The sequence below is a fragment of the Butyricimonas hominis genome (assembly GCF_014287455.1).
Taxonomy (GTDB): Bacteria; Bacteroidota; Bacteroidia; order Bacteroidales; family Marinifilaceae; genus Butyricimonas; species Butyricimonas muris.
In genome coordinates this window covers 331,749-346,276 of record NZ_JACOOH010000001.1, presented here as the reverse complement: position 1 = coordinate 346,276, position 14,528 = coordinate 331,749, and the positions used below count along the sequence as shown (strand labels likewise).

14 protein-coding genes and 1 tRNA gene are annotated in these 14,528 nt (G+C 45.9%); 10 read left to right on the top strand and 5 right to left on the bottom strand.

The features are described from left to right. The first annotated feature begins 19 nt into the window (after nucleotides 1-19). The 9 genes from H8S64_RS01370 to H8S64_RS01330 all read left to right on the top strand — a co-directional run bounded on the left by H8S64_RS01370 (nucleotide 20) and on the right by H8S64_RS01330 (nucleotide 9,248). Nucleotides 20-715, top strand: a complete 696-nt coding sequence (locus H8S64_RS01370; RefSeq protein ID WP_186974647.1) for a GNAT family N-acetyltransferase — start codon at nucleotides 20-22, stop codon at nucleotides 713-715. Nucleotides 716-722: 7 nt separating this feature from the next. Then, nucleotides 723-1,907: an argininosuccinate synthase gene (locus H8S64_RS01365; RefSeq protein WP_186974646.1), complete on the top strand. Its 1,185-nt coding sequence runs from the start codon at nucleotides 723-725 to the stop codon at nucleotides 1,905-1,907. A 158-nt stretch (nucleotides 1,908-2,065) separates the two neighbouring features. Then, nucleotides 2,066-3,028, top strand: coding sequence for an N-acetyl-gamma-glutamyl-phosphate reductase (gene argC, locus H8S64_RS01360; protein ID WP_186974645.1), 963 nt, complete (start codon nucleotides 2,066-2,068; stop codon nucleotides 3,026-3,028). A 10-nt stretch (nucleotides 3,029-3,038) separates the two neighbouring features. Further along, entirely contained in the window at nucleotides 3,039-4,151 is a 1,113-nt protein-coding gene (locus tag H8S64_RS01355; RefSeq protein ID WP_186974644.1) for an aspartate aminotransferase family protein, read from the top strand. A gap of 34 nt (nucleotides 4,152-4,185) precedes the next feature. Further along, nucleotides 4,186-4,962 carry an acetylglutamate kinase gene (gene argB, locus H8S64_RS01350; RefSeq protein WP_186974643.1) on the top strand — a complete coding sequence of 259 codons (777 nt, stop codon included), beginning with the start codon at nucleotides 4,186-4,188 and terminating at the stop codon, nucleotides 4,960-4,962. Next, a complete protein-coding gene (locus H8S64_RS01345) occupies nucleotides 4,962-6,017 on the top strand; it encodes a M20 family metallo-hydrolase (RefSeq protein WP_186974642.1) in 1,056 nt (351 codons plus the stop codon). The genes argB and H8S64_RS01345 overlap by 1 nt, the downstream gene beginning before the upstream one ends. Nucleotides 6,018-6,033: 16 nt before the next feature. Next, nucleotides 6,034-6,183 (top strand): hypothetical protein, encoded by a 150-nt coding sequence (locus tag H8S64_RS01340; RefSeq protein WP_186974641.1) that lies wholly within the window; start codon nucleotides 6,034-6,036, stop codon nucleotides 6,181-6,183. 41 nt (nucleotides 6,184-6,224) lie between these two features. After that, nucleotides 6,225-7,562, top strand: a complete 1,338-nt coding sequence (gene argH, locus H8S64_RS01335) for an argininosuccinate lyase (RefSeq protein WP_186974640.1) — start codon at nucleotides 6,225-6,227, stop codon at nucleotides 7,560-7,562. A 354-nt stretch (nucleotides 7,563-7,916) separates the two neighbouring features. Then, nucleotides 7,917-9,248 carry a sigma-54-dependent transcriptional regulator gene (locus tag H8S64_RS01330; RefSeq protein ID WP_099291043.1) on the top strand — a complete coding sequence of 444 codons (1,332 nt, stop codon included), beginning with the start codon at nucleotides 7,917-7,919 and terminating at the stop codon, nucleotides 9,246-9,248. 142 nt (nucleotides 9,249-9,390) lie between these two features. Here the strand turns inward: H8S64_RS01330 and H8S64_RS01325 are convergent, their stop codons facing one another. Then, complete coding sequence (locus H8S64_RS01325; RefSeq protein ID WP_186974639.1) at nucleotides 9,391-11,862, bottom strand: hybrid sensor histidine kinase/response regulator; 2,472 nt, start codon at nucleotides 11,860-11,862, stop codon at nucleotides 9,391-9,393. A gap of 400 nt (nucleotides 11,863-12,262) precedes the next feature. Between H8S64_RS01325 and H8S64_RS01320 the strand changes: the two genes are divergently transcribed. Further along, nucleotides 12,263-12,823 (top strand): flavodoxin, encoded by a 561-nt coding sequence (locus tag H8S64_RS01320; protein WP_255469375.1) that lies wholly within the window; start codon nucleotides 12,263-12,265, stop codon nucleotides 12,821-12,823. A gap of 39 nt (nucleotides 12,824-12,862) precedes the next feature. On the opposite strand, the gene H8S64_RS01315 is transcribed toward H8S64_RS01320, so the two are convergent. The 4 genes from H8S64_RS01315 to H8S64_RS01300 all read right to left on the bottom strand — a co-directional run bounded on the left by H8S64_RS01315 (nucleotide 12,863) and on the right by H8S64_RS01300 (nucleotide 14,525). Continuing rightward, nucleotides 12,863-12,934: transfer RNA gene (locus tag H8S64_RS01315), tRNA-Arg, on the bottom strand. Nucleotides 12,935-13,021: 87 nt separating this feature from the next. Next, entirely contained in the window at nucleotides 13,022-13,486 is a 465-nt protein-coding gene (locus H8S64_RS01310) for an ExbD/TolR family protein (RefSeq protein WP_099291041.1), read from the bottom strand. Continuing rightward, complete coding sequence (locus H8S64_RS01305; RefSeq protein WP_186974638.1) at nucleotides 13,486-14,073, bottom strand: ExbD/TolR family protein; 588 nt, start codon at nucleotides 14,071-14,073, stop codon at nucleotides 13,486-13,488. The genes H8S64_RS01310 and H8S64_RS01305 overlap by 1 nt, the downstream gene beginning before the upstream one ends. 5 nt (nucleotides 14,074-14,078) lie before the next feature. Beyond that, nucleotides 14,079-14,525: a hypothetical protein gene (locus H8S64_RS01300; protein WP_099291039.1), complete on the bottom strand. Its 447-nt coding sequence runs from the start codon at nucleotides 14,523-14,525 to the stop codon at nucleotides 14,079-14,081. Nucleotides 14,526-14,528 lie beyond the last annotated feature (3 nt).

Here is a 14,528-nt window from a genome sequence, read left to right as displayed (position 1 = left end):
TAGATTAAATTGTACGAAGATGAAGATTGAAGTATTGGTTGCGTCCGAGAAACACCTGTCATACGTGACGGCGATAAATGACGCGATTGACAACGCTGCAAAAGCGCGTGGAACAGGTATAGCAAGAAGAACGAACGAGTATATCGCCGGGAAAATCCGGGATGGCAAGGCGATTATTGCTTTGAACAGAGAAGAGTTCGTGGGCTTCTGTTATATCGAGTGCTGGGGACACCAGAAATTCGTGGCTAATTCCGGGTTGATCGTTGTACCGGCATACCGGGGATTGGGAGTGGCAAAACGCATCAAGAAAGCCGCTTTCGATTTGTCGCGAAGGCGATTCCCGCGGGCGAAATTGTTTGGTCTGACCACGGGCGAGCAAGTGATGCGTATCAATACTTCGTTGGGTTACGTGCCTGTTACTTTTGCCAAGTTGACCGATGACGAGGAGTTTTGGGCTGGTTGCAAATCATGCGTAAATTACGATATCTTACAACGGACAAATATGACAAAATGCCTTTGCACGGGAATGATTTATGATCCGGAGGTACATGCCCGTGTTCGGGATGCGGCGGGGGAAAAGAGCGGGAACCTACCCGGTAGAATCTTCCGAAAATTGCGTCGGGTGGTGAGTGTTATGCTTGCTGCTTTTAAGGCACCGGGAAATCATCCCGGTGGAAAGCAGGAATACGGGGAGTTGTTTGTCGTTTGTAAATAACAGAAAAATGAAAAAAGTTGTTTTAGCGTATAGTGGAGGATTGGATACCTCCTACTGTGTGAAATACTTGAGCGATGAACTGGGGCTTGAGGTTTACACGGCGATTGCCAACACGGGCGGGTTCTCGCCGGAAGAGTTGGTTGTGATCGAGGAAAAAGCGTACGCCCTTGGGGCGAAACGTCACGTGACGCTCGATGTAACGGGCGAATATTACGAACAGTGTATTCGCTATATGGTATTCGGGAACGTGTTGCGTAACAAAACTTATCCTGTTTCGGTAAGTTCCGAGCGGACATTTCAAGCGTTGGCAATCGTGCGATATGCCAAGGAAATCGGTGCCGATGCGTTAGCACACGGGAGTACCGGGGCGGGAAACGATCAAGTACGTTTTGATCTTTGTTTCTCGGTATTCGCTCCTGATATGGAAATTATCACGCCGACTCGTGATTTACGATTGAGCCGGGAGGACGAGATCGCTTATCTGAAAGCAAAGGGGGTGGAACGTGATTGGACAAAATTGGTTTATTCCATAAATAAAGGACTTTGGGGTACTTCCGTTGGTGGGCGGGAAACTCTGACGTCCGATCGGTCGTTGCCTGAAGAGGCTTATCCCTCGTCGTTGCAGCGGGTGGGGGAAGAGGAATTGACTCTCGCCTTTGAACAGGGGGAATTGTGTGCGGTGAACGGGAAAACGTATGCTGATAAAATCGAGGCTATCCGTGCGGTCGAAGCCTTGGCTACCCCTTGGGCTATCGGGCGGGATACGCACGTGGGCGACACGATTGTAGGGATTAAAGGTCGCGTGGGCTTCGAGGCTGCTGCACCGTTAATTATTATCAAGGCGCACGAATTACTGGAAAAACACACGTTGACGAAGTGGCAGTCGTACTGGAAGGAGCAATTGGGCAACTGGTACGGGATGTTTCTGCACGAGGCGATGTACGGGGAACCGGTGATGCGGGATATCGAGAAATTTCTGGAACACTCGCAGCGTAGCGTGTCGGGTGAAGTACGGGTATTGATGCGTCCCTATCACTTTGATTTGTTGGGATGCCATTCTCCGCATGATCTAATGAATGCTTCTTTTGCCAGATACGGGGAGGAAAACAACGCGTGGACAGCGGAAGACGTGAAGGGCTTTACCCGAATATTGTCAATGCCGTTGAGAATACACGAGGCGGTTAATAAATGAGTTTATAAAGTTTATAAGGTTCATAAAGTTACGGGTGTCTTTCGGACAAAATTAAAGCAGCAGCTTGTGTTGCCGTTGATATGGTATCTCGTGAGTTATTAAAACCTTGTAAACCTTATGAACTTTATAAACTTTATGAACTTTATAAACTGATTGTCATGATAAGAGTTGGAATAGCAGGTGCTGCCGGGTACACGGCGGGAGAGTTGATTCGGATTCTCGTGAATCATCCCGCCGTGGAATTGCGGTATTTGCAGAGTGAATCACACCGGGAAGAACCGATAGGACGGGTACATCGGGATTTGTTGTATTCAAAACAGGTTTTCACGGATTTGGATTTTGATGACATAGATGTACTTTTCCTGTGTATGGGGCATGGAGTTTCTGCCCGTTTTCTATCGGAGAACAAGATACCGCCATCCGTGAGGGTGATTGATTTGAGTAATGACTTCCGCTTACGGGCGTCGGCAGGTAATTTCGTGTACGGGTTACCGGAGTTAAATAAGGACAAGATCATGGAATGTCAACGTGTTGCAAATCCGGGTTGTTTCGCGACTGCGATAGAGTTGGCTTTGTTGCCTTTCGCGAAGAGTGGATTGTTGACAGATAGAATTACGGTCTTCGGCATAACCGGATCGACAGGTGCGGGGCAACGGCCAACAGAAGAAACGCATTACAGTAACCGGGCGCAGAACTTATCCGTGTACAAGGTTTTCACGCATCAGCATTTGGGCGAGATTCGGGAAACCTTGCAGGAGGCGGGAGCAAAAACAGAACCCGATATCGCTTTTGTGCCCGTGCGAGGATGTCATACACGGGGAATTATGGTGAACGTTGTGTTTCAAAGTAAAGCCACGTTAGAGGAATTGACAACTCTTTATAAAACGTATTATGAGCAACATCCGTTTGTACTCATGAGCGATGAGCCGGTGTCATTGAAACAAGTTGTGAACACGAATTATTGTTTTATTCATCCGGATAAAGAGGGGGATAACGTGCTCGTGACATCAATGATTGATAATCTGATAAAAGGAGCTTCCGGACAGGCGGTGCAAAATATGAACCTGATGTTCGGTTTAGACGAAATGACAGGATTACGATTGAAAGCAAATTATTTTTAATGATCAAGAAATGTTTGAAGTATATAATCTGATAAATATAGAGCCCGTCCGGGCAGAGGGAATGTATTTTTGGGATAAGGAAGGAAACAAATATCTTGACCTCTATGGCGGGCATGCCGTGATTTCCATCGGGCATACCCATCCCCGGTACGTGGCGGGAATCACGGAACAGTTGGAAAAGATCGGTTTCTATTCCAATTCGGTGGAGAATCATTTGCAAGGAGAGTTGGAGGAGAAATTGAAACACCTTTCGGGATGTATGGATTACAACCTGTTCCTCTGTAATAGTGGGGCTGAGGCGAACGAGAACGCTTTGAAACTTGCTTCGTTCGTGACCGGGCGGGCAAAGGTGCTTGCCATGCGCGGGGCTTTTCACGGGCGAACAAGTGGAGCCGTGGCGGTGACCGATAATTCCGAAATACGGGCTTCGTGGAATATGGGGCATCAAGTGAAGTTTATCCCGTTGAATGACGAGAAAGCTCTCGAACGGGAATTGGCAAGCGAAGAGTACGCGGCTGTTATCATCGAGGGAATCCAAGGTGTGGGAGGAATCCGGGTTGCGGAACCTGCTTTTTTACAATTGGCACGAGAATGTTGTAACAACCGCGGGACTTTGTTGGTACTTGACGAAATACAATCCGGGTACGGGCGGAGCGGACAATTTTTTGCACATCGCTATGCCGGGATAAAACCCGACATGATTACTATGGCTAAAGGCATGGGGAACGGATTCCCGGTGGCGGGAGTACTTGTTCACGAATGGATAGAGGCAAGGAAAGGAATACTGGGAACCACTTTCGGGGGAAATCACTTGGCGTGTGCTGCGGCCATTGCCGTGTTGGATGTGATGCAGCGTGAAAATCTGATGGAGAACGCCTTGCAGGTCGGAGAATACTTTGCCGAACAACTGAGAGGATTACCCGGGGTAATTGAAGTACGGGGAAAGGGATTGATGATAGGAGTGGATATTGATATTCCGCATATTATATTCCGTCGCCGCTTGTTGGCGAATTACAGGATTATCACGGGATACAGCGGGAAAAATACATTACGGTTACTTCCCCCGTTGTGCATGAGAAAGGAGGAAGTGGATTATTTCACGGAAAGCTTTAAAGGCAATTGAAAATTGAAAGTTGAAAATTGAAAATGAATGCGACATGAGATACAAAGTAATAAAAGTTGGCGGGGCATTGTTGGAAGACGAGGGGCGGTTGGAGCTGCTCTGTCGGAAACTGGCGAAAATAGAACCTCCTTTCATGATTGTGCATGGGGGAGGAATATTTGCCGGACAATTGGCAGAACGTTTGGGAATACCCTGCCGGATGATTGACGGGCGTCGGGTAACAGACGATGAGATGTTGCGTGTAACCGTGATGGCATACGCCGGGTGGGTGAACAAGATATTGGTAGCCCGGTTGCAGACACTTGGTGTAAACGCTTGCGGGTTATCCGGTTGCGACATGAATTTGGTGGGTGCGAAACAGAGAGTGCAAGAAGGAGTAGAATGGGGACATGTGGGAGATGTTGTACATGTAAATAGTACTGTATTGGAATTGTTGTTCCAAAGTGGGATTGTACCAGTCCTGTCACCGATCACGTGTGACGGGCAGGGAGGATTATTAAATTCCAATGCCGATGGAATCGTATCGGCTGTCGCGAAAGCCTTGTCTTCCCGCGTAGAAGTCGAATTAATCTATTGTTTCAATAAACGTGGGGTATTAAGAGATATGGAAGATGAAAATTCCGTGATTCCTCGTTTGACTCCCGTTATGTATGACAAACTCAGACAGGAAGGACGTATTTATGCTGGAATGATTCCAAAATTGGAATATTCGTTTGTTGCAATACACGCGGGAGTACAATCCGTGCGATTGGTTCATCCCGATGAATTGGATAATCCCGAGGCAGGCACTCGAATAACTGGAGAAGAATAATGGATACAAAGGAGGCAATAGAAGTATTAAAACGGATTATATCCATCCCCTCTTTTAGTGGGGAGGAGGGGCAAGTGGCAGATGTTATAACCGGAATACTGCAAAAATATAGGTTCGACGTGCATCGTCAAGGTAATAACGTGTGGAGTCGCTCGCCGGAGTTCGACGCGGCGAAACCCACGTTATTACTGGATGCACACTTGGACACGGTACGTCCCGGTGGGGCATGGGATACCGATCCGTTTGCCCCGACGGTAAGGGATGGAAAATTGTACGGCTTGGGAAGTAACGACACGGGCGGAAGTATCGTGTCCATGTTGGCAGCGTTCATCATGTTGAACAGAAAGCCACAAGCGTATAATCTGGTGTATTTGGGTTCTGCGGAAGAAGAAAACACGGGAGCCGGGGGAATGCAACGCGTATTCCCGGAATTGGGGAGAATTGATTTTGCCCTCGTGGGCGAGCCTACCGGAATGCGTCCCGCGATAGCCGAAAAAGGTCTTATGGTATTGGATTGCCATGTTGCGGGAGTATCAGGACATGCTGCACGGGAGGAAGGCGTGAATGCTATTTACGGGGCATTGCAAGATATAGAATGGTTTCGCACCTATCGTTTCGAACGGGTGTCGGAACTGTTGGGAGCGGTAAAGATGAGCGTTACGGGGATTGAGGCGGGAACGGTACATAACGTGGTTCCCGCGACTTGCCGTTTCATGGTGGACGTACGGGTAAATGAACTTTACACGAACTTACAAATACTTGATACAATCCGTCGCCACGTGAAATGCGAGGTATCCCCCCGCTCTATCTCCCTCGATTCATCATCGGTACCCGCGGAGCATCCGGTCGTTCGGCGTTGTCGGGAGTTGGGATTAGAACCCTACGGTTCGCCCACGACCTCGAATCAAGCTGTGATTCCATGCACCTCACTGAAGATTGGTCCGGGAGATAGTGCCCGTTCCCATACGGCGAATGAATATATTCGCTTGGATGAAATAGAGCGAGGAATAGAAACGTTTGTTCGAATATTGGACGGGATAATAATTGAAAATTGAAAATTGAAAATTGAAAATGAAAAGATTTCCGAAGCGAAAGACTATTCTGGCTCCTCCTCTGTTTATAGTCGCCTGCGGCGAGTTGCAGGTTGCATTTGCCTGCGGCAAGTTACAGGTTGTTTCTCTCGCATTCGAGATCGGCTTCCGGGCTCACTTGGCGGCGTAGCCGACGGAGGAGTTTAATCTAAAATCTAAAATCTAAAATTCATGCGGCTTTGGGATAAAGGATACGATATAGACAATTTTACCGAATCATTCACCATCGGGAAAGATCGGGAATTGGACGTGATGTTGGCGAAAGCTGACGTGACGGGGAGTTTGGCACATTTGGAAATGTTACATCACGTGAGTTTGGTAAGTGACGAAGAATACAGACAACTACGAAAGGCATTGATCGGTATTCATGCACGGGTGGAAAAGGGGGAGTTTGTGATAGGAGAAGGGGTTGAGGATGTACACTCGCAAATAGAATTGATGCTGGTGGAGGAATGTGGGGATGCGGGAAAAAAGATCCACACGGGACGTTCCCGGAACGATCAAGTATTACTTGATTTGAAATTGTTTTCGCGGGAAGCGATTTTCGAGACATTGGAAAGCGTGGAACGCTTGTTCCGTTTGTTGATACAGCGGGCGGAGGAAAGCAAGGATATACTGATACCGGGATACACGCATTTGCAGGTAGCGATGCCCTCTTCATTCGGGTTGTGGTTCGGCGCTTATGCCGAATCGTTGGCAGATGATTTGTTGCTCTTGAAAGCGGCGTACGATATGGTAAATACCAATCCGCTCGGGTCGGGTGCAGGCTACGGTTCGTCGATAGCCTTGAACCGGAAAATGACAACCGGGTTGTTGGGATTCGCCGATCTGGCGTATAACGTCGTGTACGCTCAGATGCAAAGAGGAAAGATGGAAAAGAACGTGTTGTTCGGGTTGGCTGCCGTGGCGACAACTTTGGGGCGGCTGGCTGCCGATGTCTGTCTGTTTGCCTGTGGAAATTTCGGTTTTCTGCATCTGCCGGATAAATACACGACAGGCTCAAGCATTATGCCGCACAAGAAAAATCCGGATATATTCGAACTGATTCGGGCGAAGTGTAATCGCTTACAATCATTGCCAACCCAAATGGCAATGTTGTGTGGGAATCTCACTTCCGGTTATTTCCGGGATATGCAATTAACGAAGGAATTATATTTACCCGCGTTCCGTGAATTGAACGATTGTCTTTTTATGGCTCATCTCGTGCTGAAAGACATGGCGTTAAAACGGGATATACTGAAAGATCCCCGCTACGGGTATATTTTTTCCGTGGAAGATGTAAACGAAATGGTGATGGCGGGAGTACCTTTTCGGGAAGCCTATCGAAAAATAGGAATGCAAGTCCAACAGGGGGAGTATCACGCGGGGACACGTGAGATTCATCACACGCACGAGGGGAGTATCGGGAATCTTTGTCTGAACAAAATAAAGGACAGGTTTGACGAAAGAATGGCCGCGTGGGATATTTCTGCTGTTCGGGAAGCTGAAAAACGCTTGTTGAAATTGTAGTCTTTTTCTACACTTTTTCCACACAATTCCCCATGGAATACATTCCACGGGGAATTGTAGTTTTATAGCATGTCATTGATAATTAGATATCTGTGTGATAGTATTACCCTGTTTACCGATATGGCATACAATTCTCTATTATAAGAGTAAAGGATTGAATGATAAAAAAGGAGGAATTATGGTAACGTATATATTTTTCATCGTGATGGCTATTTCGGGACTTTTACTACCGCACTTTTTAAGTGACCCCGAACATGAAGCGGAATAAAGAAAACTCCCCTTTATCCTAAATTGCGTTAAAAACTTTTTTCTTTAGTCGATTAAAACTATTTTCGTGTGTAAAATAATCGACGTATGGCAAAAATCTTAGTGGTTGATGATGATACGACTTTCTGTATCATGTTGAAGAATTGGTTAGGGAAACGGGGATTCGAGGTGGAGAATGCATTCTCGTACAAGGAAGCCGTGAAAAAATTGGACAAGGAGACGTTTGATCTTGTGCTGACGGATTTGCGTTTACCCGATAAGGACGGGATTGATTTGTTGCGGTTGATTAAAGAGAAAACACCCGAGACACAGGTGTTGCTAATGACAGGATACGCCGATATTCAGACAGCCGTGACGGCGATGAAGTTGGGGGCTTTTGATTACGTGGCAAAACCGGTTATCCCGGACGAAATTCTGAAGAAATTGCAGGAAGCGTTGAAGCTGGAAACGGAACCTGCCAAGCCGGTTCAGGCAAAAGTTAAAACAACGGCTTTCGCTTATATAAAAGGGGTAAGTGAGAGTGCTGATCAGCAGTACGAGTATATCCGTTTGGTGGGACCGACCATGATGACCGTTTTAATTAACGGCGAGAGCGGTACCGGTAAGGAATATATAGCCCGTCTGATTCACTTGACGAGTGCCCGGAAAGACGGGCCTTTCGTGGCAGTGGATTGCGGGGCTATCCCGAGAGATATTGCCACGAGCGAGCTTTTCGGACACGTGAAAGGTGCTTTTACGGGGGCAGCGTGTGATAAACAAGGATATTTTGTGACGGCATCCGGGGGAACGATTTTCCTCGATGAGATAGGTAATCTGCCTTATGACGTGCAGGTTCAATTGTTGCGTGCCCTTGAAGAACGCAAGGTACATCCCGTGGGAAGTAGTGTCGATGTGCCTTTTGACGTGCGTATTATTTCGGCTACAAACGAGAATTTGAAAGAAGCTGTTGCCGAAGGGCGTTTCCGGGAAGACTTATACCATCGTCTCAACGAGTTTTCCATCCAAGCTTTGCCGTTAAGAGAACGGAAAGAGGATATCATGGTATTTGCCAATCATTTCCTTGACAAGGCGAACGAAGAATTGGGTAAACAAGTGGCAGGATTTGATGATGAGGTGATGCGGATATTTAATACTTACGCTTGGCCCGGTAACCTTCGTGAATTGCGTAATATCGTGAAACGGGCAACCCTGCTTTGCCAAGGAAAATTAATCACCAAGATATGCTTGCCACCGGAATTATCACAAAAGCCTGTCGAACCGGAAAAGACGATGGGTACCCGCCGGGAGATGGAAATCGAATTAATAAAGGAAGCTCTGCAAAAGTGCCGGAATAACAAGAGCGAGGCTGCCCGGATGCTCCAAATCGACCGAAAAACCCTGTATAATAAGCTAAAAAACTATGGGTTGGAGGATTTATAGTTTGTAAAGTTTATAAGGTTTATAAAGTTCATAAAGTTTAAAAAAATCAACGAGATATTATATCAACGGCAGCTTGTGCTGCCGTTTTAATTTTGTCCGAAGGACACCCGTAACTTTATAAACTTTATGAACCTTATGAACTTTATAAACTCCGAAGCAACTGTATTACTTCATTCCCCGTTTGAACGACTTTTTTCACGGTTTCAGCTACCTGAGCTTCTTCCACTTGTTCGGGATCCATTCTCTCGAGGGAGAGTAATAGCGGTATAACTTGATTGATTGACAATTGTTTGAACATAGGCAGCATCTTGTGAGCGAGTTTCTTGACTTGTTCCATCTCGTGTTGCTGCACGTGTTCCTCAAGATGTTGGAAATTCTGGACACAATCCGAAACGAAGGATTGAATGATCTGGTTTGCGGCATCCTTATCATTGTCGGCGAAGACCATGATCATACTTAGGTCAAAAGGTGCGTTCGTGTCATGGTCTTCACCCGCGGGTGGAGCTATTTTGATGTCCCAGTCCAATAACTCGTTTACCTTGGTGTAAAGTTGTTCCGGGGTAAACGGTTTATTCAGGTAGGCAGAGAACCCGGCATCAAGGTACTCCTGCTCCTGCATGTCAGCTCGTGCCGACAGCGCGATGACAGGAAGGTCTTTTATCTTTTCCGATGCTGACTGTCTGATCTGTTTCACCAGTTCGAACCCGTCCATATCAGGCATCTGTATATCCGAGAGAACAAGGTCGTAATTCCCTTTTTCGAGTATGGACAGCGCTTCAAGAGGATGGGTGCACGTGTCGCTGCTAATACCTACTTTACGCAAAAATTCCGAATTGACGGTAAGCTGTAATTCATCATCATCCACGAGGAAGGCTTTTGTTCCCTCGTGCATAACGGGAGCGATTTGTCCCGGTTCTGTCGCGGCTGTTTCTTGCATGGGCGCTTTCACGAGAGGAAGTTTCACGGTGAATGTGCTTCCTTCCCTCTTTTTACTGTTGAGGGAGAGTTCTCCTCCTAACAGGTGTACGAGTTGCATCGTGATCGTGAGTCCCAATCCGGTTCCTTCCGCGCCGTTATTGTGCTGTGGTGTAAGTCGGGTAAATTCCTTGAAAATAAGTTCCTGTTCTTCTTCCGTCATGCCGGGACCGGAGTCTTTGATAACGATCATCAGTTGCTCGTTGTTGGTTCCGGGGCTAAAGGCGGAGAGCGAAATCTTACCTTTTTGAGTGTATTTGATGGCGTTGGAGAGGATGTTCACCACGATCTGCCTTACTTTCATGGGATCGCCCAAGAAATGTTCGTTCAGCGCGTTGCTGATATCACTCCTTAATTCTAATCCTTTTTCTCCGGCCAAGGGCAGAAAACTGTCTGCAATCTCTTGCAGGAGGCGACCGGGAGTGTACGGAACGGTATTAATCTCCATTTTGTTGGCTTCCAACTTGGAGAAATCCAGTAGGTTATTAGCCAGATGCAATATATGCTCGGCAGAGCCTTTCATGTTCCGGAGGAAATAATATTGGCGTTCCTCCAAGGGTGTATTGCTCAGTAATTCAATATACCCGATAATAGAACTTAGGGGTGATTTTATATCATGCGTAACGGTAAGCATCAACTTTTCCCGGTTGTGCAACAAACGTTCCGTGTAAGCGTTGGCGGCTTCCAGTTCCCGCCTGTATCGTTGGCTTTGGCTGATGTCATTGATGATAAGAATAACAAAAAACACCACCAGCAGGCAGGCTATGATTGCCACCCACGAGAGCGTTTGGGTAAGCTGTTCGGTGGTTGTTTGCTGCTGTTCCAAACGGATACGGGTATGCTCGATTTCCTCTTTTTCGAGGGCTTTTAATATGCGTTTCAAACGTTCCGTGATCTTTTGTCCGCTCTGTATGACAATCTTTTCCCGCTTGTAAATCTCTGCATCGATTTCTTCTTTCTCTTGCTGGTATTGACTCCACGAATCGCGGATCACGTTCATGAGTGAATCCGTGTTATTGGACATCCCGACCGTGTCCGCGAAGTAGTGGTAGGTCGTGTCCACTCTTAAAATGGAATCCCTTTTAGTACGGATGCCGAGCCACCCTTTCTTTTCTTTAATAATCTTACTGCTATCCACTGTCGCGACAATTCGATGTTTGATTTCAGGTTCTTTGCCGATAGAGTCTTTCAGAAATTCAATCTTTTCAACTGTCTTATTGTAAAAATCCTCCGGGATAGCGTATTTTTTGACATAGAGTAAATCTTTCAAATTCTGTATCCGGTCGCTCAAAAGCGCATGAACCGTGTCGATCCGCATGTTTTGTTCCTCGCTCATGGACAAATATTTCAAGGTATCCATATTATACCGGATATCTTGAATCAATTGCATATACCTGTTGAAATTCTTTTCCGAACCGGTTTGGGAAAAAGACAATCCGGTATTCTCTGCCTCGTATAGTTTTGTCAGCGTATTGCCGATGATGAATAATTTCTGTTGCATGACAATCTCGTCATTCCCTTTCTCCGTGAGAGCTATCGTCTGCTTGTAAATAAAAATGATGGCAATAGCACCGAGAAGGAGTATCAGAATATACCCCGTGATCAGTTTGAATTTGGTAAATTTAAACGGTCTTTGCATAACTATCAGTTTGTACAAAGGTATAAAAACTCCCGATAATCCGAATCGGTAATACAGGGCAAATGCGTTAAAAACGCTTTTCGCCCGGTTCATAAAGTTGAGCTTTTCAGCTCCTAAAGTTTATAAAGTTCATAAAGTACTGTGCGTCCTTCGGACAAGGTTTACCGGCAGCTATGCTGCCGTGGACAAAGCGCCCGCTAGGGTCCATAAACCTTATGAACTTGATGGACTTTATAAACTTTTGACTAAAAGGGCGAAAAGCGTTTTGACGCGTTTGCCCTGATCAGTAATACGGGTATATATATCTGTAATTCGTATAACGAACGGTTTATCGTTTCCCCTTATTTTTGTATTGTCGAATAAACGAGATACAATATAATAATCACAAAAATAGAATAGTATGAGCAAGAAATGTTATTTATTCATGTTAGCGGCGGTATTCACCGGCGTCGGATTGGAAGCACAGCCTTCAGCGGAAAAGAAAAAAGTACTGGTCGTGTATTTTTCCCATAGCGGGAATACCAAAGAAGTGGCGAACCAGATAAAAGAAGCCACGGGAGCCGATGTTTTTGAAATCGTGCCGGAGAAAGCCTATCCGACCAACTATCAGGCGGTAGTCGATCAGGCAAAGAAAGAGATCGCGGAAGGACATAAACCTGCAATAAAGGGAAAGATCGAAAATATCGAGCAGTACGATACCATATTCGTGGGCTCGCCTTGCTGGTGGGCGACGATTGCCCCTCCCGTGGCAACATTCTTGTCCGGGTATGATTTATCGGGGAAAACAATCATCCCGTTTATGACACACGAGGGTAGCCGCATGGGACATACGGGTGCCGATATCAAGAAACTTTGCCCGAAATCAAAGGTACTGGACGGCTTCCCGGTACGAGGCAGCCAAGTGAAGAAAGCGAAAGAGGATATATTGAAATGGTTGCGGGAGATTAAGGTAATCCGGTGAATAAAAAATGTGTGTCAGAACTGACACACATTTTTTATGTGATCCCCACGGGACTCGAACCCATATCAAAGGAACCGGAATCCTTCATTCTATCCATTGAACTAGGGGACCATTGTTTTATCCGAGTGCAAAGCTAATCAATTTTTTAAAAAAAGGGAGCGTTTGCCCCCTTTTTTTAAATTATAATTGATAAAAGTATTATACTTTCTTCCGTGTCGCGTAGCTGATACGAAGTGAATTCGCTTTACGTAGTTCTTGCTTCACGTCGGTAACAATACCCATCTTTGTAAATTGATCAACTTTCAAGTTGTTGGTAATCATGTTGCGCTCTTCCTCCTTACGAGTTTCCTGCTCGGCGATCACGAAGGCACTGATTTCATTTAAATTGGCAAGTTTATCATTTAACTGAATACGCGGTTCACTACCGTATACCCCGACAAACTGATCTTTCGGTTTCCCGATATAGATGTTACTAACCAAGGATTTCTTTTCCAATTTTGAAACTTGTCTTGCCTCGGGCATACCGTTGTTGACCATAAGAGTAACCTCGCGCATCGTTGTACTTACCATGAAGAAGAATAACAACATGAAAACGATGTCAGGTAAAGATGCCGTTGAAATTGCCGGTACATCTTTCGAGCCTTCTTTTCTGAATTTAGCCATTATTTACCTCCTCCTTTCTGTCCAACATTTTTAGGTTCAGCCTCGGAAATAGCCGTCGGGATGTATTTTCTTACCGCATCCATCTGCTCTTCCGTGAGTTCACTATACTTCTTTCCCCACTTTTCCATGGCCTTCATATCTCTTACTTCATCGTAGGCAGCCGTCAATTCATCCTGAACGGCGATATACATTTTGTAAGATGTACCGCGGTCACTTTGCAGGGAAACAATACCATTCGAGATCTCGACTTGCCCGAAGAAAGGAATCTCCTTGAGTTTCTTGCTCGGTAGGTCTGGTTTATTATCCTTGTTCAGGATAAACTCTATCGTTTTTGCCTTCAACTGGGAAACGTCCATCATCTCGGAATTTACAGCCAACATGTCATCCTTGTTTACCATCACCTGTAAAACGTTACGTTTGGCAACGGGAGGAATCTGTACTTTATCCTCGGGTGGCATGGGCGGTAACCGTCTGAACAAACCGGAATCGACGTCCATTGTTGTTGATACCAAGAAGAAGATCAACAACAAGAATGCGATGTCCGCCGTTGAAGTGGCATTAATTTCCGGTGTCTTTTTTCTTGCCATAATAATTATCTAAATCGTCTGATAATTTCAGTTACAATAATTGCTAATACGGCTCCTATTCCCAAGAAATACATGGTAAATAGCATCGTGTCGGCAAATTTCAAAGTGCCTTCCACGTTGTCCGGTCCATCGTATCCCGGAAGATTCATGATCGTTCCGTCTGACATGGAATAAGCGATTAAAACGAGTAAACATACTCCGACGAGCGCGATCAGCGTTTTAACTGCCTGTTTCGGGTTGGTCAACAGGCGACCAATCGGGAATACTAAAGCAGCAAGGGCTGTCAACCCGAACAATATATATGCCCACCATATTAATTGGTCTGTGTATACAGGCGTGCTATATTGGGCGTTCGGAAGCTCTCCCCCGAAGAAAAATAACCCAACTAACACCACTGTAATGGCAAACATTGCAATGGTTAGGATATTTAATAACTTGGTTACTTTAAGCATGGT

Bases quoted from the DNA above. Each gene is read 5' to 3' on its own strand.
- H8S64_RS01300 (WP_099291039.1), bottom strand. From the start codon at position 14,525: ATGCTTAAAGTAACCAAGTTATTAAATATCCTAACCATTGCAATGTTT.
- H8S64_RS01340 (WP_186974641.1), top strand. From the start codon at position 6,034: ATGAAAAGATTTCCGAAGCGAAAGACTATTCTGGCTCCTCCTCTGTTT.
- H8S64_RS01325 (WP_186974639.1), bottom strand. From the start codon at position 11,862: ATGCAAAGACCGTTTAAATTTACCAAATTCAAACTGATCACGGGGTAT.
- H8S64_RS01305 (WP_186974638.1), bottom strand. From the start codon at position 14,073: ATGGCAAGAAAAAAGACACCGGAAATTAATGCCACTTCAACGGCGGAC.
- H8S64_RS01370 (WP_186974647.1), top strand. From the start codon at position 20: ATGAAGATTGAAGTATTGGTTGCGTCCGAGAAACACCTGTCATACGTG.
- H8S64_RS01355 (WP_186974644.1), top strand. From the start codon at position 3,039: ATGTTTGAAGTATATAATCTGATAAATATAGAGCCCGTCCGGGCAGAG.
- H8S64_RS01320 (WP_255469375.1), top strand. From the start codon at position 12,263: ATGAGCAAGAAATGTTATTTATTCATGTTAGCGGCGGTATTCACCGGC.
- H8S64_RS01330 (WP_099291043.1), top strand. From the start codon at position 7,917: ATGGCAAAAATCTTAGTGGTTGATGATGATACGACTTTCTGTATCATG.
- argC (WP_186974645.1), top strand. From the start codon at position 2,066: ATGATAAGAGTTGGAATAGCAGGTGCTGCCGGGTACACGGCGGGAGAG.
- argB (WP_186974643.1), top strand. From the start codon at position 4,186: ATGAGATACAAAGTAATAAAAGTTGGCGGGGCATTGTTGGAAGACGAG.
- H8S64_RS01310 (WP_099291041.1), bottom strand. From the start codon at position 13,486: ATGGCTAAATTCAGAAAAGAAGGCTCGAAAGATGTACCGGCAATTTCA.
- argH (WP_186974640.1), top strand. From the start codon at position 6,225: ATGCGGCTTTGGGATAAAGGATACGATATAGACAATTTTACCGAATCA.
- H8S64_RS01345 (WP_186974642.1), top strand. From the start codon at position 4,962: ATGGATACAAAGGAGGCAATAGAAGTATTAAAACGGATTATATCCATC.
- H8S64_RS01365 (WP_186974646.1), top strand. From the start codon at position 723: ATGAAAAAAGTTGTTTTAGCGTATAGTGGAGGATTGGATACCTCCTAC.